This is a genomic window from Pseudomonas sp. AC247 (assembly GCF_979258015.1).
Map to the genome: position 1 here is coordinate 4,785,787 of NZ_OZ409829.1, position 20,010 is coordinate 4,805,796.

The 20,010-nt window shown below is 59.8% G+C and carries 17 protein-coding genes and 1 pseudogene; 8 read left to right on the plus strand and 10 right to left on the minus strand.

Going from position 1 to position 20,010, the window contains the following annotated elements; translation table 11 throughout:
- Positions 1 to 140 precede the first annotated feature (140 nt).
- From gatC to ACZZ0B_RS21865, 6 genes are all read left to right on the plus strand, one after another.
- On the plus strand, positions 141 to 428 hold the full coding sequence (gatC, locus tag ACZZ0B_RS21840) for an Asp-tRNA(Asn)/Glu-tRNA(Gln) amidotransferase subunit GatC (protein ID WP_008085410.1): 288 nt from the start codon (positions 141 to 143) through the stop codon (positions 426 to 428).
- Between the two features lie 16 nt (positions 429 to 444).
- Positions 445 to 1,896, plus strand: coding sequence for an Asp-tRNA(Asn)/Glu-tRNA(Gln) amidotransferase subunit GatA (gene gatA, locus ACZZ0B_RS21845; protein ID WP_053117083.1), 1,452 nt, complete (start codon positions 445 to 447; stop codon positions 1,894 to 1,896).
- 10 nt (positions 1,897 to 1,906) lie between these two features.
- Positions 1,907 to 3,352, plus strand: coding sequence for an Asp-tRNA(Asn)/Glu-tRNA(Gln) amidotransferase subunit GatB (gene gatB, locus ACZZ0B_RS21850; RefSeq protein WP_008085412.1), 1,446 nt, complete (start codon positions 1,907 to 1,909; stop codon positions 3,350 to 3,352).
- Between the two features lie 232 nt (positions 3,353 to 3,584).
- Positions 3,585 to 3,959, plus strand: a complete 375-nt coding sequence (locus ACZZ0B_RS21855) for a septal ring lytic transglycosylase RlpA family protein (protein ID WP_463546216.1) — start codon at positions 3,585 to 3,587, stop codon at positions 3,957 to 3,959.
- 46 nt (positions 3,960 to 4,005) lie between these two features.
- Positions 4,006 to 5,067, plus strand: a complete 1,062-nt coding sequence (locus tag ACZZ0B_RS21860) for a calcium/sodium antiporter (protein WP_463546955.1) — start codon at positions 4,006 to 4,008, stop codon at positions 5,065 to 5,067.
- Positions 5,064 to 5,441 (plus strand): carboxymuconolactone decarboxylase family protein, encoded by a 378-nt coding sequence (locus ACZZ0B_RS21865; RefSeq protein WP_008085417.1) that lies wholly within the window; start codon positions 5,064 to 5,066, stop codon positions 5,439 to 5,441. Before ACZZ0B_RS21860 ends, ACZZ0B_RS21865 begins: the two co-directional genes overlap by 4 nt.
- Positions 5,442 to 5,524: 83 nt before the next feature.
- Here ACZZ0B_RS21865 and ACZZ0B_RS21870 read toward each other — a convergent pair whose 3' ends face one another.
- From ACZZ0B_RS21870 to kdgD, 5 genes are all read right to left on the minus strand, one after another.
- Positions 5,525 to 6,466, minus strand: coding sequence for an AEC family transporter (locus tag ACZZ0B_RS21870; protein WP_008085419.1), 942 nt, complete (start codon positions 6,464 to 6,466; stop codon positions 5,525 to 5,527).
- A gap of 157 nt (positions 6,467 to 6,623) precedes the next feature.
- Positions 6,624 to 8,177, minus strand: coding sequence for a galactarate dehydratase (gene garD / locus ACZZ0B_RS21875; protein WP_463546217.1), 1,554 nt, complete (start codon positions 8,175 to 8,177; stop codon positions 6,624 to 6,626).
- A gap of 11 nt (positions 8,178 to 8,188) precedes the next feature.
- A complete protein-coding gene (locus ACZZ0B_RS21880) occupies positions 8,189 to 9,640 on the minus strand; it encodes an MFS transporter (protein WP_338009892.1) in 1,452 nt (483 codons plus the stop codon).
- 138 nt (positions 9,641 to 9,778) lie between these two features.
- A complete protein-coding gene (locus tag ACZZ0B_RS21885; protein WP_123375760.1) occupies positions 9,779 to 11,224 on the minus strand; it encodes an aldehyde dehydrogenase family protein in 1,446 nt (481 codons plus the stop codon).
- Positions 11,225 to 11,299: 75 nt separating this feature from the next.
- Positions 11,300 to 12,211, minus strand: coding sequence for a 5-dehydro-4-deoxyglucarate dehydratase (gene kdgD / locus ACZZ0B_RS21890; RefSeq protein ID WP_008086619.1), 912 nt, complete (start codon positions 12,209 to 12,211; stop codon positions 11,300 to 11,302).
- Between the two features lie 462 nt (positions 12,212 to 12,673).
- Between kdgD and ACZZ0B_RS21895 the strand changes: the two genes are divergently transcribed.
- Positions 12,674 to 13,027: a hypothetical protein gene (locus ACZZ0B_RS21895; protein ID WP_463546218.1), complete on the plus strand. Its 354-nt coding sequence runs from the start codon at positions 12,674 to 12,676 to the stop codon at positions 13,025 to 13,027.
- Between the two features lie 38 nt (positions 13,028 to 13,065).
- On the opposite strand, the gene ACZZ0B_RS21900 is transcribed toward ACZZ0B_RS21895, so the two are convergent.
- The 4 genes from ACZZ0B_RS21900 to ACZZ0B_RS21915 form a co-directional block, all read right to left on the minus strand.
- Positions 13,066 to 13,812, minus strand: coding sequence for a FadR/GntR family transcriptional regulator (locus ACZZ0B_RS21900; RefSeq protein WP_440093176.1), 747 nt, complete (start codon positions 13,810 to 13,812; stop codon positions 13,066 to 13,068).
- A 177-nt stretch (positions 13,813 to 13,989) separates the two neighbouring features.
- Positions 13,990 to 15,717: an ABC transporter ATP-binding protein/permease gene (locus ACZZ0B_RS21905; RefSeq protein WP_463546219.1), complete on the minus strand. Its 1,728-nt coding sequence runs from the start codon at positions 15,715 to 15,717 to the stop codon at positions 13,990 to 13,992.
- A gap of 96 nt (positions 15,718 to 15,813) precedes the next feature.
- Positions 15,814 to 16,374 carry a response regulator transcription factor gene (locus ACZZ0B_RS21910; RefSeq protein WP_003221630.1) on the minus strand — a complete coding sequence of 187 codons (561 nt, stop codon included), beginning with the start codon at positions 16,372 to 16,374 and terminating at the stop codon, positions 15,814 to 15,816.
- The gene (locus ACZZ0B_RS21915) at positions 16,367 to 17,629 is read right to left on the minus strand and encodes an ATP-binding protein (RefSeq protein ID WP_008086607.1); all 1,263 of its coding nucleotides are present in this window, start codon (positions 17,627 to 17,629) and stop codon (positions 16,367 to 16,369) included. Before ACZZ0B_RS21915 ends, ACZZ0B_RS21910 begins: the two co-directional genes overlap by 8 nt.
- Before the next feature lie 414 nt (positions 17,630 to 18,043).
- Here ACZZ0B_RS21915 and ACZZ0B_RS21920 point away from each other — a divergent pair, with 414 nt between their 5' ends.
- A complete protein-coding gene (locus tag ACZZ0B_RS21920) occupies positions 18,044 to 18,760 on the plus strand; it encodes an SIMPL domain-containing protein (RefSeq protein ID WP_440093171.1) in 717 nt (238 codons plus the stop codon).
- A 169-nt stretch (positions 18,761 to 18,929) separates the two neighbouring features.
- Here ACZZ0B_RS21920 and ACZZ0B_RS21925 read toward each other — a convergent pair.
- Positions 18,930 to 19,295 (minus strand): annotated as a pseudogene (locus tag ACZZ0B_RS21925) (DUF6124 family protein).
- Positions 19,296 to 20,010: the final 715 nt, after the last annotated feature.

A 20,010-nucleotide genomic window follows, 5' to 3' on the forward strand; every position in this document is an offset into this window, starting at 1 on the left:
AAGGCGCCAATATGTTAAATTGGCCGCTTTTCTGTGCACCAAGCCCCACAATCGCGGCCTTATGACCGTAGAAGTGCGGTAGTGTTCCGACAATCTAACACACGGACGCCGTCCGTTCTGTTTTCCACAGGAGAATCCCGATGGCGCTAGAACGCTCCGACGTGGAAAAAATCGCTCATCTGGCCTGCCTTGGCCTCAATGATGCCGATCTTCCACACATTACTTCCGCTCTCAACAGCATTCTCGGTCTGGTCGACGAAATGCAGGCTGTTAATACCGACGGAATCGAGCCTCTGGCCCACCCGCTGGAAGCCAGTCAGCGCCTGCGCGCCGACATCGTGACCGAGAGCAATCACCGCGAGGCCTACCAGTCCATCGCACCAGCGGTCGAAAACGGCCTGTATCTGGTTCCGAAAGTCATCGACTAAAGGGAAAGAGCCTGCAATGCATCAAATGACTCTGGCCGAGATCGCCCGCGGTCTCGCCGATAAAAAGTTTTCCTCCGAAGAGCTGACCAAAGTCCTGCTGGCGCGTATCACCCAGCTCGATCCGCAGCTCAACAGTTTCATCAGCCTCACCGAAGAGCTGGCCCTCGAGCAGGCGAAAGCCGCCGATGCACGCCGCGCCAACGGTGAGAGCGGCGCCCTGCTCGGCGCGCCGATCGCTCACAAAGACCTGTTCTGCACCCAAGGCATTCGCACCAGCTGCGGCTCGAAGATGCTCGACAACTTCAAAGCCCCGTACGATGCCACCGTGGTCGCGAAACTGGCCGCTGCCGGCGCCGTGACCCTGGGCAAGACCAACATGGACGAATTCGCCATGGGTTCGGCCAACGAGTCGAGCTGGTACGGCGCGGTGAAAAACCCGTGGAACCTGGAACACGTACCGGGCGGTTCGTCCGGTGGTTCGGCGGCGGCAGTTGCCGCGCGTCTGTTGCCTGCGGCGACGGCCACCGACACTGGCGGCTCGATTCGTCAGCCGGCGGCCTTCACCAACCTCACCGGTCTGAAACCGACCTACGGTCGTGTTTCGCGCTGGGGCATGATCGCTTACGCCTCCAGCCTCGATCAGGGCGGCCCGTTGGCGCGCACGGCCGAAGACTGCGCAATTTTGTTGCAAGGTATGGCTGGCTTCGATCAGAACGACTCGACCAGCATCGACGAGCCAGTGCCGGATTACTCCGCAAGCCTGGGCGATTCGCTGCAAGGCCTGCGCATCGGCGTGCCGAAGGAATACTTCAGCGCCGGTCTCGACCCGCGCATCGCCGAGCTGATCCAGAACAGCATTAAAGAGCTGCAGAAGCTCGGTGCCGTGATCAAGGAAATCAGCCTGCCGAACATGCAGCACGCGATTCCGGCGTACTACGTGATCGCCCCGGCAGAAGCCTCTTCCAACCTGTCGCGTTTCGACGGCGTGCGTTTCGGCCATCGCTGCGAGCAACCGAAAGACCTGATCGACCTGTACAAGCGCTCCCGCGGCGAAGGTTTCGGCCCGGAAGTGCAGCGCCGGATCATGGTCGGCGCGTACGCGCTGTCCGCCGGTTACTACGACGCCTACTACCTGAAAGCGCAGAAGATCCGTCGTCTGGTGAAGAACGATTTCATGGCGGCCTTTAATGAAGTCGACGTCATCCTCGGCCCAACTACGCCGAACCCGGCCTGGAAACTCGGCGCCAAGAACAGCGACCCGGTCGCTGCTTATCTGGAAGACGTCTACACCATCACCGCCAACCTCGCGGGCCTGCCGGGCCTGTCGATGCCGGCCGGTTTTGTCGACGGTCTGCCGGTTGGCGTGCAGCTGCTCGCGCCGTATTTCCAGGAAGGTCGCCTGTTGAACGTTGCCCACCAGTATCAGCTCAACACTGACTGGCACACCCGCACCCCAACCGGCTTCTGAGGAGACACACATGCAATGGGAAGTCGTGATCGGGCTGGAGATTCACACTCAGCTCACCACCCGGTCGAAAATCTTTTCCGGTAGTTCCACCACATTCGGTTCCGAGCCGAACACCCAGGCCAGCCTGATCGATCTGGGCATGCCCGGCGTTCTTCCGGTGCTGAACCAGGAAGCGGTGCGCATGGCAGTGATGTTCGGTCTGGCGATTGACGCCGAGATCGGTCAGCACAACGTGTTCGCCCGTAAAAACTACTTCTATCCGGACTTGCCGAAGGGCTACCAGATCAGCCAGATGGAATTGCCGATCGTTGGCAAGGGCCACCTGGACATCGCGCTGGAAGACGGCACCGTCAAACGTGTCGGCATCACCCGCGCGCACCTGGAAGAAGACGCCGGCAAGAGCCTGCACGAAGAATTCAACGGTGCGACCGGCATCGACCTGAACCGTGCCGGCACGCCGCTGCTGGAAATCGTTTCCGAGCCGGACATGCGCAGCGCCAAGGAAGCCGTGGCTTACGTCAAGGCGATCCACGCGCTGGTACGTTATCTGGGCATCTGCGACGGCAACATGGCCGAAGGCTCGCTGCGTTGCGACTGCAACGTGTCGATCCGTCCGAAAGGCCAGGTTGAATTCGGCACGCGCTGCGAGATCAAGAACGTCAACTCGTTCCGCTTCATCGAGAAGGCGATCAACTCCGAGATCCAGCGTCAGATCGAGCTGATCGAAGACGGCGGCAAAGTGATCCAGCAGACCCGTCTGTACGATCCGAACAAGGACGAGACCCGTCCGATGCGTTCGAAAGAGGAAGCCAACGACTACCGTTACTTCCCCGATCCGGACCTGTTGCCGGTGGTCATCGAAGAGTCGTTCCTCGGCGAGGTGCGCGCCACCCTGCCGGAACTGCCTCCGCAGAAACGCGAGCGCTTCCAGGAGCAATTCGGTCTGTCGGTCTACGACGCCAGCGTGCTGGCCACCAGCCGCGAACAAGCCGATTACTTCGAGAAAGTCGCGAGCATCGGCGGCGACGCCAAACTGGCGGCGAACTGGGTGATGGTCGAGTTGGGCAGCCTGCTCAACAAGCAAGGCCTGGACATCGACGAGTCGCCGGTGTCGGCGGAACTGTTGGGCGGCATGCTGCTGCGCATCAAGGACAACACCATCTCCGGCAAAATCGCCAAGGTTGTGTTTGAAGCGATGGCCAACGGTGAAGGCAGTGCGGACGAGATCATCGAAAAACGTGGCCTGAAGCAGGTGACCGACAGCGGCGCAATCTCGGCCGTGCTCGACGAAATGCTCGCGGCCAACGCCGAGCAAGTTGAACAGTACCGTGCGGCGGATGAAGCCAAACGCGGCAAGATGTTCGGCTTCTTCGTGGGTCAGGCGATGAAAGCGTCGAAAGGCAAAGCCAACCCGCAGCAAGTGAACGAACTGCTGAAAAGCAAGCTCGAAGGCTGATGCAAATGGAGCCAGATCTTAAGCCTGGCTCCACCCCCTGTGGGAATAATCCTCTTTGGCTGGAGGGGTTTTGTGGTGAGGGGATTTATCCCCGATGGGCTGCGCAGCAGTCCCAATTCTTGTGTATTCGGAATCTGGGGGCGCTGCGCGCCCCATCGGGGATAAATCCCCTCGCCACAAGAGCTCATCTCCATACAGGGTTGTTTCCACATTTGTTTTGTGGAGCCTTTGAATGAAACGTCTGCTCGGCGCCTGCGCCCTGCTCTCTTTGCTGGCCGGTTGCGCCAGCAGCGACATCATCGACCCGCACGGTTACGACCAGACCGGCGTCGCCTCCTATTACGGTGCCAAGCACCACGGTAAACGCACCGCCAGTGGCGAGGCGTTCAACCAGAATTCCCTGACCGCCGCCCACCGCCAGCTACCCTTCGGTTCGCGGGTAAAGATCACCAACCTGAAAAACGATGAATCCGTTGTGGTACGCATCAACGACCGCGGCCCGCATACGCGCGGACGCTTGATTGATGTTTCACGCGAAGCCGCCAAACAACTCGGTATGCTCAGCAGCGGTACCGCGCGGGTTCGCGTGCAGGCCCTCGACGACTGATGGAGCACTGACCATTTTCGGACTGACCGATTTGCCGCTGATCAGCGTGATCGAACTGCTCGCCGGGTTGTGCCTGCTGATCTTCGGTGCCGAATTGATGGTGCGCGCAGCGGTGCGTCTGGCCGAACGTCTGCATGTGCGACCACTGATCATCGGTCTGACAATTGTTGCCCTCGGCAGCAGCGCGCCGCAGATGGCGGTCAGCGTGCAAGCGGCGCTGGCGCATAACCCCGACATCGCCGTCGGCAGTGTGGTCGGCAGCAGCATCTTCAACATCCTTGTGACCCTTGGCCTGTCGGCCCTGATCATTCCGTTGCGTGTCTCGCGGCAATTGGTGCGCCTCGACATTCCGCTGATGATCGGCGCCAGTCTGCTGGTGTTTGTATTGGCGTGGAACGAAGAGATCGGCCGCTTCGACGGCATTCTGCTGCTGGCCGCTCTGGCGCTGTATCTGGGCTTGCTGTTGCGTCAGTCACGCCACTCGACGCGACCGCATTCCGCGCAACCCGACGCGGCACAAACCTCATGGCTTGCCAGCGTTTTCATGATCATCGTCGGCCTCGCCATGCTGGTTTTCGCCGGGCATTTGCTGCTCGGCGCTGCGGTTGTCGTGGCGACGGACCTGGGCTTCTCCGAACGGGTAATCGGCCTGACCGTGGTCGCCGTCGGCACGTCGCTGCCGGAACTGGCGACCTCGCTGATCGCGGCATTGCGCGGGCAACGCGACATCGCCGTGGGCAATGTGATCGGCGCCAACCTGTTCAACCTGCTCGGCGTACTCGGCCTCACGGCTTTGATCGCGCCACTGCCCTTGTCAGTGTCGCCCAACGCATTGGATTTCGACCTGCCGGTAATGCTCGGTGTCGCCGCACTGTGCCTGCCGGTGTTCTATTCGGGCTACCGCGTGACCCGTGCCGAAGGCTTGTTGCTGCTCGGTTTGTATCTGGTTTACGGGCTGCACGTGGTGTCATTCACCACCGGCATGCCACTGGCCGGCAAGCTGGAGCGCTTGATGCTGTTTTATGTTCTGCCGCCGCTGTTGGCGTATCTGTTGTTCACGTCCATCCGCGCCTGGCGCCGCCAACACCACAAGAGTGATAAGCCATGACCGAATCGAAGAAGTCCGGGGTAGATGTGCGCCGCCAGGTAATGGGCGATGCGTTTGTTGATCGCGCGCTGGGCAACGCCACTGAGTTCACCCAGCCGTTGCAGGATTTCGTCAATGAACACGCGTGGGGCGGTGTGTGGAACCGTGAAGGTTTGCCACTGAAGACGCGCAGCCTGATCACCCTCGCCGCGCTGACGGCGTTGAAATGCCCGCAAGAGCTGAAGGGCCATGTGCGTGGCGCGCTGAACAACGGCTGCACGGTGGACGAGATTCGCGAGGCGCTGCTGCATTGCGCAGTGTATGCCGGCGTGCCGGCGGCGATTGATGCGTTTCGCGCGGCGCAGGAAGTGATCGACAGCTACGAGAAGAGCTGAAAGGTCGCAGCCTTCGGCAGCTCCTACAGGGGACGTATGCCATGCAGGAGCTGCCGCAGGCTGCGATCTTTTGACCTTGCCCTTTAGATCCACCCACCCCACTGCAAAACAAAGATCCCGACATTGGTGGTAATCGCCGCCATCAACGTGGTCATCACGATAATCGCCGCCGCCAGCTCATGATTGCCCTGCGCCGCCCGGGCCATGACAAAACTTGCCGCCGCCGTCGGGCTACCGAAATACAGAAACAGAATCCCCAACTCCGCCCCACGAAAGCCCCACAACCACGCCCCCAGCGTCGCCAGCACTGGCAAACCAACCATCTTCACCAGGCTCGAACTCAGCGCCATGTTGCCGCTCTTGCGCAGCGCCGCCAGCGATAGCGTGCCGCCGATGCAAATCAGCGCCAGCGGCAAGGTGGTTTGCGCCAGATACTGCCCTGAGGTCTCCAGCCACCCCGGCAAACTGATTTTGAAATAGGCAAACGGCGCCGCCGCAATCACGCTGATGATCAGCGGATTGCTGAACACACTTTTGCAGATGCTCCACGGATCGGACTTGATCACCGGGCTGTACACCGCCAGCACAATCGTCGACAGCGTGTTGTAGAACAGGATCACCAGCGCCGCGAGAATCGCCCCGAGGGAAATCCCGTAATCGCCGTACATGCTCGCCGCCAGTGCCAGACCGATCACGCCGTTGTTACCGCGAAACGCACCCTGGGTGTAGATACCGCGATCTTCACGCGGGCATTTGAAGATCGCCCAGCCCCAGGCCAGAGCAAAGCTCACCAGCGTGGCCAGGGAAAAGTAGATCAGCAGGGACGGCTGCAACGCGGCGTGCAGATCAGCGTGCAGAATGCCGAGGAACAGCAGCGCCGGCATGGTCACGTTGAACACCAGCGAGGAGGCGGTGTGGATGAAGTTGTCGTTGATCCAGTTGATGCGCTTGAGCAGCACACCGAGAAACAGCATGGCAAACACCGGCGCGGTGATGTTCAGGGTTTCGAGGAAAATTGCCAGCATGCCGGGGAGCCTTGGGTGAGCGTCGTTAGGGGGCTAATGATAAGCCACTGACGCCTTCTGAAGATCAAAAGATCGCAGCCTGCGGCAGCTCCTACATCGGAATGCGTTTCCCTGTAGGAGCTGCCGCAGGCTGCGATCTTTCCAAGGCGACGCGGTCTCAGGTAATCGGCGCCGGGTTGAACAACGTAATGTCGTTATGCAGCTTGTGCTTCTCCGCCCACGTCTGCTGCTTGCCGCTCGCCACATCCAGATAGTAGTGAAACAACTCCCAGCCCAATTCCTCGATGGTCGCACGCCCGGTAGCAATCCGCCCGGCGTCGATATCGATCAGGTCCGGCCAGCGCTGCGCCAATTCCGTACGCGTCGAGACCTTCACCACTGGCGCCATCGCCAACCCATACGGCGTGCCACGCCCGGTGGTGAACACATGCAGGTTCATTCCCGCCGCCAACTGCAACGTGCCACAGACAAAATCACTCGCCGGCGTCGCACAGAAAATCAAACCCTTCTGCTTGAACCGCTCGCCCGGACCGAGCACGCCGTTGATCGCGCTGCTGCCGGATTTGACGATCGACCCCAACGACTTTTCGACAATGTTCGACAGCCCGCCCTTCTTGTTCCCCGGCGTGGTATTCGCACTGCGATCCGCTTCACCCTTGGCCAGGTAACGGTCGTACCAGTCCATCTCGCGCACCAGTTCCTCGGCCACAGTCTTGGTTTCAGCACGAGAAGTGAGCAGATAAATCGCATCGCGCACTTCAGTGACTTCGGAAAACATCACCGTCGCCCCCGCGCGCAACAACAAGTCCGAGGCATAACCCAACGCCGGGTTGGCGGTGATCCCGGAAAACGCGTCGCTGCCGCCGCACTGCATGCCGAGGATCAACTCGGAGGCCGGCACGGTTTCGCGGCGGCGCTGGTCGAGTTTCTTCAGGCGCACTTCAGCCAGTTCCATGATCTGCTCGATCATCTCGGTGAAACCGTGACTGGAATCCTGCAAGCGATACAGCCACGGATCGCTGAGATCGACCGAGGCATCGTCCTCGTGCATCACCTGCCCGGCCTGCAATTTCTCGCAGCCCAGGCTGATCACCAACGCTTCGCCGCCGAGGTTCGGGTTGCGCGCCAGATTGCGCACGGTGCGAATCGGGATGTAAGCGTCGGTGGCGGTGATCGCCACGCCGCAACCGTAACTGTGAGTCAGCGCCACCACGTCATCGACGTGCGGGTACTTCGGCAGCAACTCTTCCTTGATGCGTTTTACCGCGTGATCGAGCACGCCGGTGACGCACTGCACCGTGGTGGTGATGCCGAGAATATTGCGCGTGCCGACGGTACCGTCAGCGTTGCGATAACCCTCGAAGGTAAAACCTTCCAGCGGTGCCTGCGCCGCCGGCACGTCGGTAGACAGCGGCAAGCTGTCCAGCGGCGGCGCGGTCGGCATGCGCAGTTGATCTTCCTTGACCCAACTGCCCCGGCGGATCGGCTGCAACGCGTAGCCGATCACCTGACCGTAGCGAATCACCTGGCCGCCCTCAGGAATATCTTCGAGCGTAACCTTGTGGCTCTGCGGCACGAATTCCACGGTCACCAGACCATCGGCAAATTCAGTGCCGGCCGGTGCGCCCTGATCGTTGACCACTACCACTACGTTGTCCCGCTCGTGCAGGCGGATGTGGCGTGGCGAGTCGGAATGTTCAATCAACTGCATGACGCCGCTCCTCAGGAATGCGCTTGAGACAATTTGCCGGTGGCTTCAATACCGCCGTTGGTTGGCGGCTCTTTGAGTACCACACGCTTGATCGGGCCAACGATGACCAAGTAGCTGAACACCGCCACCAGTGCGTTGGCACCGACGAATACCAGCGCCCATTTGAACGAACCGGTGGAACTGATGATGTAGCCAATCACGATCGGCGTGGTGATCGAAGCGATGTTGCCGAAGGTGTTGAACAGGCCACCGCTCAGACCGGCGATCTGTTTTGGCGAGGTGTCGGAGACCACCGCCCAACCGAGTGCGCCAACGCCTTTGCCGAAGAAGGCCAGGGCCATGAAGCCGACGACCATCCATTCCACATCAACATAGTTGCAGGCCACGATGCTGCTGGAAACCAGCAGGCCGGCGATGATCGGCGCTTTGCGGGCGAAGGTCAGCGAGTGGCCCTTGCGCAGCAGGTAATCGGAAATCACCCCGCCAAGCACACCACCGATAAACCCGCAGATCGCCGGCAACGAAGCGATGAAACCGGCCTTGAGAATGGTCATGCCACGCTCTTGCACCAGGTAGACCGGGAACCAGGTCAGGAAGAAATAAGTGATGCCGTTGATGCAGTACTGGCCCAGATACACGCCGAGCATCATGCGGTTGGTCAGCAACTGACGGATGTAGTCCCATTTCGGGCCGTCGGCTTTTTTGCCTTGCTTGACGTCCATGTCGACCATGCCGCCGTTGTCGGCGATGAACTGCACTTCGGCTTCGTTGGCCAGCGGGTGTTGACGCGGGCTGTGGATAACCTTAAGCCAGATGCCCGAGAAGACGATACCGAACACGCCCATGACAATGAACACATGTTCCCAGCCGAAGGAGTAAACGATCCAGCCCATCAGCGGTGCGAACAGCACTGTGGCAAAGTATTGCGCCGAGTTGAAGATCGCCGAAGCGGTGCCGCGTTCAGCGGTCGGGAACCATGCAGCAACGATGCGCGCGTTGCCAGGGAACGACGGCGCTTCAGCCAGGCCGACCAAAAAGCGCAGCATGAACAACGCAACGATGGCGGTGGACATGCCGAATTCACCGACAAAGCCTTGCAGCACGGTGAACAGCGACCAGGTGAAAATGCTCAGGGCATAGACTTTTTTCGAGCCGAAGCGATCGAGCAGCCAGCCACCGGGAATTTGCCCGGCCACGTAGGCCCAACCGAATGCAGAGAAGATATAGCCGAGGGTAACGGCGTCGATGCCCAGATCTTTTTGCAGGCTGGAGCCGGCAATGGCGATCGTGGCGCGGTCGGCGTAGTTGATCGTGGTCACCAGAAACAGCATGAGCAAGATCAAATAGCGGACGTGAGTCGGCTTGGACGATTGCATGTAGAGGTACTCCCACTGATTATTTTTATGCGCGGGTGAATCTTCTTTGGTCCCCGGTTTTCCGGGTGTTCCTGAATCACGGGATATTCGTATTTCAGGTTCCCTGCAGGAGTTGCCGAAGGCTGCGATCTTTTGATCTTGACCTTGAAAACAGGATCAAAAGATCGCAGCCTGCGGCAGCTCCTACAGGGATCGCGGTGTCAGGGTCGACACCGCGTGCTGCATTCAGGAGCCGATGTAGCTGGTCTTCACGACCGTGTAGAACTCTTGCGCATAGCGGCCTTGCTCACGTGAGCCATAGGATGAACCCTTACGGCCACCGAACGGAACGTGATAATCGACGCCGGCCGTCGGCAGGTTGACCATGACCATCCCGGCCTGGGAGTGACGCTTGAAGTGGTTGGCGTACTTCAGCGAAGTCGTCGCGATACCCGCCGACAAACCGAACTCGGTGTCGTTGGCCATCGCCAGCGCCGCGTCGTAATCGGCCACGCGAACAATGTTGGCCACCGGCCCGAAAATCTCTTCACGGCTGATGCGCATCGACGCTTCGCTGTCGGCAAACAGCGTTGGCGCGAGGAAGTAGCCTTCGGTGTCACAGGTCACCAGACCGCCACCGCTGACCAGACGCGCACCTTCGGACTGGCCAATGTCGATGTACTTCATGTCCTGTTCGAGCTGCGCTTGCGAAACCACTGGACCGATGTCGGTACCGGATTTCAGCGCGTGGCCGACCTTGATCGACTTCATGCGCTCGGCCATCGCCTCGACGAACTTGTCGTGAATCCCGGCAGTGACGATCAAGCGGCTGGAAGCGGTGCAACGCTGGCCTGTGGAGTAGAACGCGCTCTGCACCGACAGCTCGACCGCTTGTTTGAGGTCGGCGTCGTCGAGAATGATTTGCGGGTTCTTGCCACCCATTTCCAGCTGGACTTTGGCTTGGCGAGACACGCAGTTAACGGCGATCTGACGACCCACGCCCACCGAACCGGTGAAGCTGATGCCATCGACTTTCGGGCTCTGCACCAACGCATCGCCAACCACGCGGCCGCTGCCCATCACCAGGTTGAACACGCCAGCCGGGAAGCCTGCGCGGGAGATGATTTCCGCCAGTGCCCAAGCGCAACCCGGTACCAGATCGGCCGGTTTCAACACCACGCAGTTGCCGTAGGCCAGCGCCGGGGCGATTTTCCACGCCGGGATGGCGATCGGGAAGTTCCACGGAGTGATCAGACCGACCACGCCCAGCGCTTCGCGGGTCACTTCAACGTTGACGCCCGGACGCACCGACGGCACGTAGTCGCCGGACAGGCGCAGGCATTCACCAGCGAAGAACTTGAAGATGTTACCGGCGCGGGTCACTTCGCCGATGGCTTCGGGCAGGGTCTTGCCCTCTTCGCGCGCCAGCAAGGTGCCGAGTTCTTCACGACGGGCGAGGATTTCCGTGCCGACTTTATCCAGCGAATCGTGGCGAGCCTGAATGCCCGAAGTCGAGTACGCCGGGAATGCAGCGCGGGCGGCGTCGATGGCGGCGTGTACCTGCGTCAGGTCGGCCTTGGCGTAGTCACCGATGGTGTCGCTGAGTTCGGACGGGTTGATGTTGGCCGAGTAGTCGGCACCGGCAACCCATTCACCGTTGATGTAGTTGTCATAGCGTTTTGCAGTTGTCACAGGAGCAGCCCTCACATCTCAAAGCCTTCACGCAAAAAGCCGCTGATTGCTCAGCGGCCTCGGTTTCATCGGGTGTTACTGCGCACCCTGCTTGTCGATCAGGGCGGCGAGCATTTCGTACTCTTCGCGCGTCAGATCGGTCAGCGGCGCCCGCACCGGGCCTGCGTCATAACCGGCGATTTTTGCACCTGCCTTGACGATGCTCACGGCATAACCGGCCTTGCGGTTGCGGATGTCGAGGTACGGCAGGAAGAAGTCGTCGATGATCTTGCCGACGGTGGCGTGATCTTCACGGGCGATCGCGTGGTAGAAGTCCATCGCGGTTTTCGGGATGAAGTTGAACACCGCCGAGGAGTAGACCGGAACGCCCAGCGCCTTGTAGGCCGCGGCGTAGACTTCGGCGGTCGGCAGGCCACCCAGGTAGGTGAAGCGATCACCGAGGCGGCGACGGATCGACACCATCAACTCGATATCGCCGAGACCGTCCTTGTAGCCGATCAGGTTCGGGCAGCGCTCGGCCAGACGTTCCAGCAGCGGCGCGGTCAGGCGGCAGACGTTGCGGTTGTAGACAACCACGCCGATGTTGACCGATTTGCACACGGCTTCAACGTGGTCGGCAACACCGTCCTGGCTGGCTTCGGTCAGGTAGTGCGGCAGCAGCAACAGACCTTTGGCGCCCAGACGCTCGGCTTCCTGAGCGTACTCGATGGCCTGACGGGTCGAACCGCCAACACCGGCGAGGATCGGCACGCTGGTGGCGCAGGTGTCGACGGCAGTCTTGATGATTTCCGAATATTCGCTGGCCGCCAGGGAGAAAAACTCACCGGTGCCGCCTGCGGCGAACAGCGCCGAGGCGCCGTATGGGGCCAGCCATTCCAGACGCTTGATGTAGCCCGCGCGGTTGAAATCACCCTGCGCGTTGAAATCGGTCACCGGGAAAGACAACAGACCGGTAGAGAGGATGGACTTCAGTTCTTGTGGATTCATTATTCGAACACCCTGGTAGCGACGTTTTATTGTGATTGAACCGTTCAGCCTTCGCCGAAGTTGTAGGTCATCGTACAACTTAAAAAATAACCGTCAACTGCATTTCATCGTTGAGGGCGATTTTTTGTCGGACAGGATTGTGTTTTCGGGGTGGCTTACGGGAAGGGACGGGCTTACCAGGAGGTTGATCGAAACCCGAGAGGTACGTTGTCTAAAGATAAAATTCATCGTTGGGCCGACTGGCCCCTTCGCGAACAAACCCGCTCCCACACCTGAAATGCATTCCAAATGTGGGAGCAACTGCCTTAAGCCGCCGTTCGTCGAGTCTGGTATTTCTTACAGGTGCCTGCCCCCAGATCCTCCTGACTTAATGGCGCCAGGAGAGAACAAACCGGCTCCGACAGCGCATCGCCAAAATGCGCTATTCAATGGGTTGAACAGAAGGCTAAAAGGATTTTCATGATGAATACAAAAGTAAACGTACTGATTGCACCTAAAATCGAAGAGGCTGTCGGAGACAAGCTCAGCGTAGGCAAGCTAGTAAACGACGCCACTGGGGTAGTGCCTGTTTACAGTGGGGCGACAACCGGTGATGTGATCACGCTCCGTGTGAATACGAGCACTGGCAACAACTTTCACGCTCAGCACGTACTTACCGGCCCAGAGGTCGGGTTACCAATTTCATTCCTGATCCCGGAAGGTATTTTTTCCAAAGGTCTGGTACAAGGCGCCACCGCAGACGTGAGCTATACCGTTAGCCAATCCGGCACCCCAGACCGAGCTTCGCTCGTCCTTAAATTGCACCTTGAGAAGTAAATGATGAAAAAAGTGGCCATTAAATGCGGCCACGCTCTTCACCCCTGCGCCTGCGCTTCTTCATGGGCCTGGCGCAACCGCTCGCGGCTGTTGGTCAGGTGCAGTCGCATGGCCGCGCGGGCGGCATCGCTGTCCTGACGGGCAATCGCTTCGTAGATTTCTTCGTGCTCACGGCTCAGGCGATTCATGTAGTGCTGCTGGTCGTCATGCGCCAGTCGTGCGGAATTCAGCCGCGTGCGCGGAATGATGCTGGTGCCCAGGTGGGTCATGATGTCGGTGAAATAGCGATTGCCGGTCGACAGCGCGATTTCCAGGTGGAAGGCGAAGTCGGACGCGACGGCATCACTGGCGTGGGCGACGCTGTCGTTCAATGCATCAAGCGCGGCGCGCATGGTTGCCAGTTGCTCAGGGCTGCGGCGTTGCGCGGCGAGGCCGGCGGACTCCACTTCGAGGCTGATGCGCAGTTCGAGAATCGCCAACACATCCCGCAACGTAACAACCGTGGCCGGGTCGATGCGAAAGCCGCTCGGGCTCGGCGTGTCGAGCACAAACGTGCCGATGCCATGGCGGGTTTCCACTTGGCCTGCAGCCTGCAAACGGGAAATCGCCTCGCGCACCACGGTGCGGCTGACGCCATGGGCTTCCATGATTGCCGACTCGGTCGGCAGCTTGTCGCCACGCTTGAGCAGACCATCGCGGATCTGCTCGCTCAGCACCGTCACCAGTTCCTGGGCCAGGCTGCGGCGCTTGCGTGGGAGGCGCGGGGTGTCGATCAGGTTTTCCATGGTCTGCATCTTGTCTCGAAAATTCGGCTTGGGGTGCATCATAGCTCAAGCAAGTTGTACGATCACTTTCAACACGACGTTCCTGTAGGTGCTGCCGAAGGCTGCGATCTTTTGATCTTGACCTTTTAGAATCAAAAGATCGCAGCCTTCGGCAGCTCCTACAAGGGATCCATGGCGTCAGGCGGTCACGGTTTGCTCTACCAAGTGCCCGCTGTCGATGCGCACATGCCTTGGATGAAATCGTTTCAAACTGCTGCGATGACCGACGCTGACAATGCTCAGGCCCGGCAACTGATCGATCAGCGCCTGATACAGCGTCGCCTCGTCTTCCTCATCCATCGCCGACGTGGCTTCGTCCATGTACAGCCATTGCGGCGCATAAAGCATGGCGCGGGCGAAAGCCAAGCGCTGTTGCTCACCCGGCGAGAGCATGCGCTGCCAGTGATTGGCTTCATCCAGACGCTTGACCAGATGCGGCAGACGGCAGGTTTCCAGCACCTGGGCATAACGCTCCGGTGAATAGGTGTCGCCGGGTTGTGGATAACTCAACGCCTCGCGCAACGTGCCGATCGGCAGATACGGTTTTTGCGGCAGAAACAGATAACGCGCCGCCGGCAAACGAATATTGCCGTGCCCCGCGGGCCATAGATGTCCCATCGCCCGCAGCAGGGTCGACTTGCCGCTGCCGGAACGGCCACTGAGCATTACACGCTCACCCGGCTCGACGGTCATGTCGGCGCTGGTCAACAGATGACGGCCGTCGGCCAGGTCGAGGCCAAGGTTGTGCACCTTCAATTCACTGCCCTGATTCTGCACATCGATGGCCGGCACCCGCTGCTCGTTGTCGGTCATCGCCTGACGAAAACTCAGCAGACGATCACAGGTGGCGCGCCACGAGGCCAGCTCTTGATAGGCGCTGATGAACCAGCTGAAACTCTCCTGAACGTTGCCGAATGCGGAGCTGATCTGCATCAGTTCACCGAGTTCGATCTTGCCGGTGAAGTAACGTGGTGCCGCAACGATAAACGGGAAGATCACGGCTGCCTGGCTGTAGCCGGCGGTAAAAAAGGTCAGTCGCTTGGACACTTTCATAATGTCCCAGAAGTTGTGCCAAACCAGACCGAAACGGTTGCTCAGGCGGCGGTTCTCGTTCGGCTCGCCGTTGTACAACGCGATGCTCTCGGCATTCTCACGAATTCGCACCATGGAGAAACGCAGGTCAGCTTCGAAACGTTGTTGTCTGTTGTTCAGACCGATCAGGCGCCGACCGATCAAATGCGTCAGCCAACTACCCACCCCTGCATAAATCAGCACACACCAGAACATGTAGCCGGGAATCGTGACCCCGAACACTTCGATGCTGCCCGATACGCCCCAGAGGATGATCGAAAAAGACACCAGGCTGACGACATTGCTCAGCAAGCCAATACCCAGGCTCAAGGTGGTGGCGGTGAATTTGTTGAGGTCTTCGGAAATCCGCTGGTCCGGGTTATCGGTGTAACCGCCCTGCTCCAGCTGGTAGTAATTCTTGTCGGCAAGCCAACGGGAAAAATGCTTTTCAGTGAGCCACGCCCGCCAGCGAATCGTCAGCATCTGGGTCAGATACAGCCTGTACACGGCACCAACAATCGCCACGGCCGCAATGCCGCAAAAATACAGAATCAAGCGCCAGAACGCCGCTTCATCCTTCTTCTGCAGCGCGTTGTAGAAATCCTTGTACCAGGTGTTGAACCACACCGAGATGCCCACGCTCAGCAGCGAGAGTGCGATCACCGCAATCAGCAGCGTCCAGGCCTTGCCCTTCTCTTCACTGCGCCAGTACGGCGTGATGATCGCCCACACCTTACGAAAAAACTGCCCGCGCACAGCATCGTTGACCGCGGAATATTCAGCGTTCTGATTCATGGATAAGGCTCGATATAGAAAAGAACAGACACGCACCGATCATAGTAGATCGGTGCGTTTTATCGCGAGGGCTGGCGATAGTCGTTCAGCGCAGGTTCAGCGACGAACCGGGCGCTTCTGCAGTTTGCGCTGCAGGGTACGGCGGTGCATGCCCAGGGCGCGGGCAGTGGCGGAGATGTTGCCTTCGTGTTCGGTGAGCACGCGCTGGATGTGTTCCCACTGCAGGCGATCGACCGACATCGGGTTTTCCGGCACCAGACTGTCCAGGTCAGCGTGCTCGGAGAGCAGCGCGGCCAGTACGTCGTCGGCGTCGGCCGGTTTGCACAGGTAGTTGCAGGCACCGCGCTTGATCGCCTCGACGGCGGTGGCAATGCTCGAATAACCGGTGAGGATCACCACGCGCATTTCCGGGTCCAGCTCCAGCAGCTTGGGCAGCAGCACCAGACCGGAGTCGCCGTCCATTTTCAGGTCGAGCGCAGCGTAATCAGGCAGATCGGCCTGGGCGATGGTCAGGCCTTCTTCGGCCGAACCTGCGGTGCTGACGCGAAAGCCACGACGAGCCATGGCGCGCGCCATCACTCGGGTGAACGTTGCGTCGTCGTCGACCAGCAGCAAATGCGGCAGTTCTTCGCCTTCGACTTGGATTTCGTCACTCATGTTGGTCTCCTCGGGCGCCGTGGGGCAGGCGCAGCTCGGTGAGCGTGCCGCCTTCCTCATGACTATAGAGTTTCACTGAGCCGCCGGCGCGTGTCACGCTGGCCTTGCTCAAAAACAGGCCCAGGCCGAAACCTTTGCCCTTGGTGGTAAAAAATGGTTTGCCGATCTGCTCGGCGATGGCCAGCGGCACACCGGCACCGTGGTCACGAATACTGATGGTCACGGTTTCCGCGTCCCAGTCCAGGGTCACTTTGAGATTTTCCGGGCAGGCATCGGCGGCGTTGTTGAGCAGATTCAACAGCGCCTGAGTCAGATCCGGCGGCGGCGCCATGCGCGGCACAGTGCCTTGGCCGAGGCGATGGAAGCGATAACTGGCTTCCGGGCGCATCAGGTGCCAGCGGTTGAGTGCTTCATCGAGCCAGTCGGTGACGTCCTGCATCTCGACGGCCAGACGTCGATTGGCTTCGGCGGCGCGGACCAATTGCTGCAAGGTTTCCTTGCACAGTTTGACCTGGTCCTGCAGCACCTTCAGATCGTCCTGCAACAGCGGGTCGGGATGATCCTGCTGCATCTCCTTGAGCAACACGCTCATGGTCGCCAGCGGTGTACCGAGTTCATGCGCAGCGCCAGCAGCCTGGGTGGCGACGGCCAGCAATTGCTGATCGCGCAGACCTTCTTCACGACGGATCGCGCGCAGTTCTTCCTGACGGCGCAGCTCTTCGGCCATGCGCGCGGCGAAGAACGTGATCACCGCAGCGGCCAGTGCAAAGCTCAGCCACATGCCGTAGATCTGCAGGTTCTCGCGGGCCACCGGCAAGGTTTCCAACGGATAGAAACGCGTCAGCATCACCGTGTACAGCGCCAGCGCGATGCCCGACAGGATCACCGAATAACGCCACGGCAGCGTCACGGCGGCGATGGTCAGCGGCACCAGATAATAGGAAACGAACGGGTTGGTCGAGCCGCCGGAGAAATACAGCAGCGCACTGTGGATCACCAGGTCGCAGGCCAGTTGCAGCGCATATTCAAGCTCGGTCACCGGCCACGAGGTGCGCAAGCGCACGGCGGTGAACACGCAGAGCAGAATCGAACAGCCGAGGGTCATCGCCAGTTGCACCCACGGCAACGGCAACAGCTGCAGCCAGTAGGCCAGGCCTACGGAACCTGCCTGCGCGGCGAGCACCAGCGTGCGGATGAAAGTCAGCCGCCAGAGGTTCTGGCGAGTGGCGGAAGTCAGTTGTACGGGGGCGAGCATGAGCTCTCCTGATGAGCGCTCCAGGCGGATCGCACGGAGTATAACCAAGCCGCGCCCTTCAGAGGCGAAAGTGCGGCAAACGACCACATGGCGACGATGGAGATTTCATCTGAGTTGAAAAAAATTCCGGGGCTACCGGAGATCAATTGTGGCGAGGGGATTTATCCCCGCTGGGTGGCGGAGCCGCCCCAAATCATGCGACCTCATTTAACCAGACATACCGCGTCAGCCGGATTTGCGACTGCTGCGCAGCCGAACGGGGATAAATCCCCTCGCCACAAAAGCTCTCTGAACTTGGGGTCCGCGGTATCTGTATAGAAGTTGTAACTGGGCGAACCGGAGCATAAAAGCTAGAGTCTGATGGTTTCACGCAGGCCCCCGAACCATCACCTGCGCCCTCATCAAGGAGCTTTCATGCACACATTTCGCCGCAGCGCCGCCCTTCTCGCCCTGACCGTCGGCAGCGTCGCCAGCCTCCCGGCCCTGGCCGCCGATGAGCTGCACTACAACCAGATCTCCCTGCGCGCCGAAGTCAGCACGGAAGTCGCCCGCGACCAGATGATCGTCACGCTCTACACCGAAGAGCAAAACACCGACCCGGCCAAACTCGCCGCCGACGTCAGCACCACCATGAACAAGGCCCTGGCCCAGGCCAAGCAAGTCAAAGACATCACCCTGCGCCAGGGCAGCCGCAACAGCTATCCGATCTACGACACCAAAGGCCAGAAGATCACCGGCTGGCGCGAGCGCGCCGAATTGCGCCTGGAAAGCTCCGACTTCGCCGCCCTGTCCAAACTCACCGGCGAACTGTTGGGTGACCTGAAAATGGGTGGCATGGACTTCGCCATCGCCGACGCGACCCGCAAAACCAGTGAAGACCAACTGCTGAAAGAAGCCGTCAGCGCCTTCAAGGCCCGCGCCCAATTGGCCACCGACGCCCTGGGCGGCAAGGGCTACAAAATCGTCAACCTGAACCTCAACAGCAACGGTTACCCACAACCGTACCTGCGCGCACCGATGATGATGAAAGCGGCGGCGATGGATTCGGCGCCAGTGACGCCGGAAGTTGAAGCAGGCACCAGCCAGGTGAGCATGACGGCTGATGGTTCGATTGAAGTGTTGATGCAGTGATTTGACGTGGGCTGAATGAAAGACGGGCGATCCGTGAAGGGTCGCCGGTTTTTTTGTGTCCGAATTTTGGGGGGAATGATTTGCCCTCATCGCGAGCAGGCTCACTCCTACAGAGGAATGCATTCCAATTGTAGGAGTGAGCCTGCTCGCGATGAACGATAACGCGGTATCAAGCCTGCGGATCAACCCGATCCAGCGCCCGGTTCACGGCAAGCTCCGCCAGCATCACAATCTGCTGAATCGCCAGCGCCGTGCTGCGTTGCGGACGGCTGAGCTGATCAGCGAAATCGCCTGCCATGACATTCGCCTAAGCGAGTGACTCGCAGGCATGCGCGAGCAGACTTTCCGTGTCGATGTTCGGATGGACGAGGAACATCGTGCTGGGTAGACGCGGTTTACTGGGTTCGGGGCTGAGGTAGAAGTCGAGGGCGCGTTTTATCGCTTCGCGGTTTTTGATCTGATCGTCGGCGCGGATGGCGTCTTCGAGCGGGGTTGTGGATTCGAGGGGTGGATCGGGGACAATTTGATCTTTCATAAAAATCTGCTCGTCATTCGAGCCGCCCTCAGCCATTTCTCACGTGGCAAAGGGTGGCAGCTATGTGCGGAGTGAGAAACCGGTGAGCAGAAAACCGGCCAGACCGAAGTCTGCCCGCACACAGCCGCCATAAGGCATTGCGACAGCTAATAAGCCGGCCGCAATTATGGTCTTACTGGTGCTAGTTTCAAGCTCGGCGGGTTCTCACACCCGATCACTGAACATTCAGCGACACCCAGAGCCTAGAGAGCCCACGTCCGACGGACAACCTGAAAACCTTGTGGGAAGGTTCCCCAATTTCACAACACTTTTAAACACCCCACCCCTGTAGGAGCTGCCGAAGGCTGCGATCTTTTGACGTTGATCATTCAACACCAGAAGCAAGATCAAAAGATCGCAGCCTGCGGCAGCTCCTACATGAAACTCGCGGCGCAGCCGCACCACTCGCAGGATGAGCGTTAGCTCGGCTGCAGCTCTTGATCCACGGGCGACGTCGGAAGGCTGAGCGGAGGGATTGATCCGGGGGTGGGAGCGCAGCGACCGTTTGGCGAAGCCAAACACAGCGAGAGGAGGTGCAGCGAAGCAAACCGTAGGCGCTGCCCCCCGGATCGATCCCGGAGCGAAGGAACCCCGAGCTTTAGCGAGCGGGCCGCACGTAGGAGCAAGCCTTTTTGGTTACTTTTTCGGCGTCTGGAAAAAGTGACCCGCCGTAAGG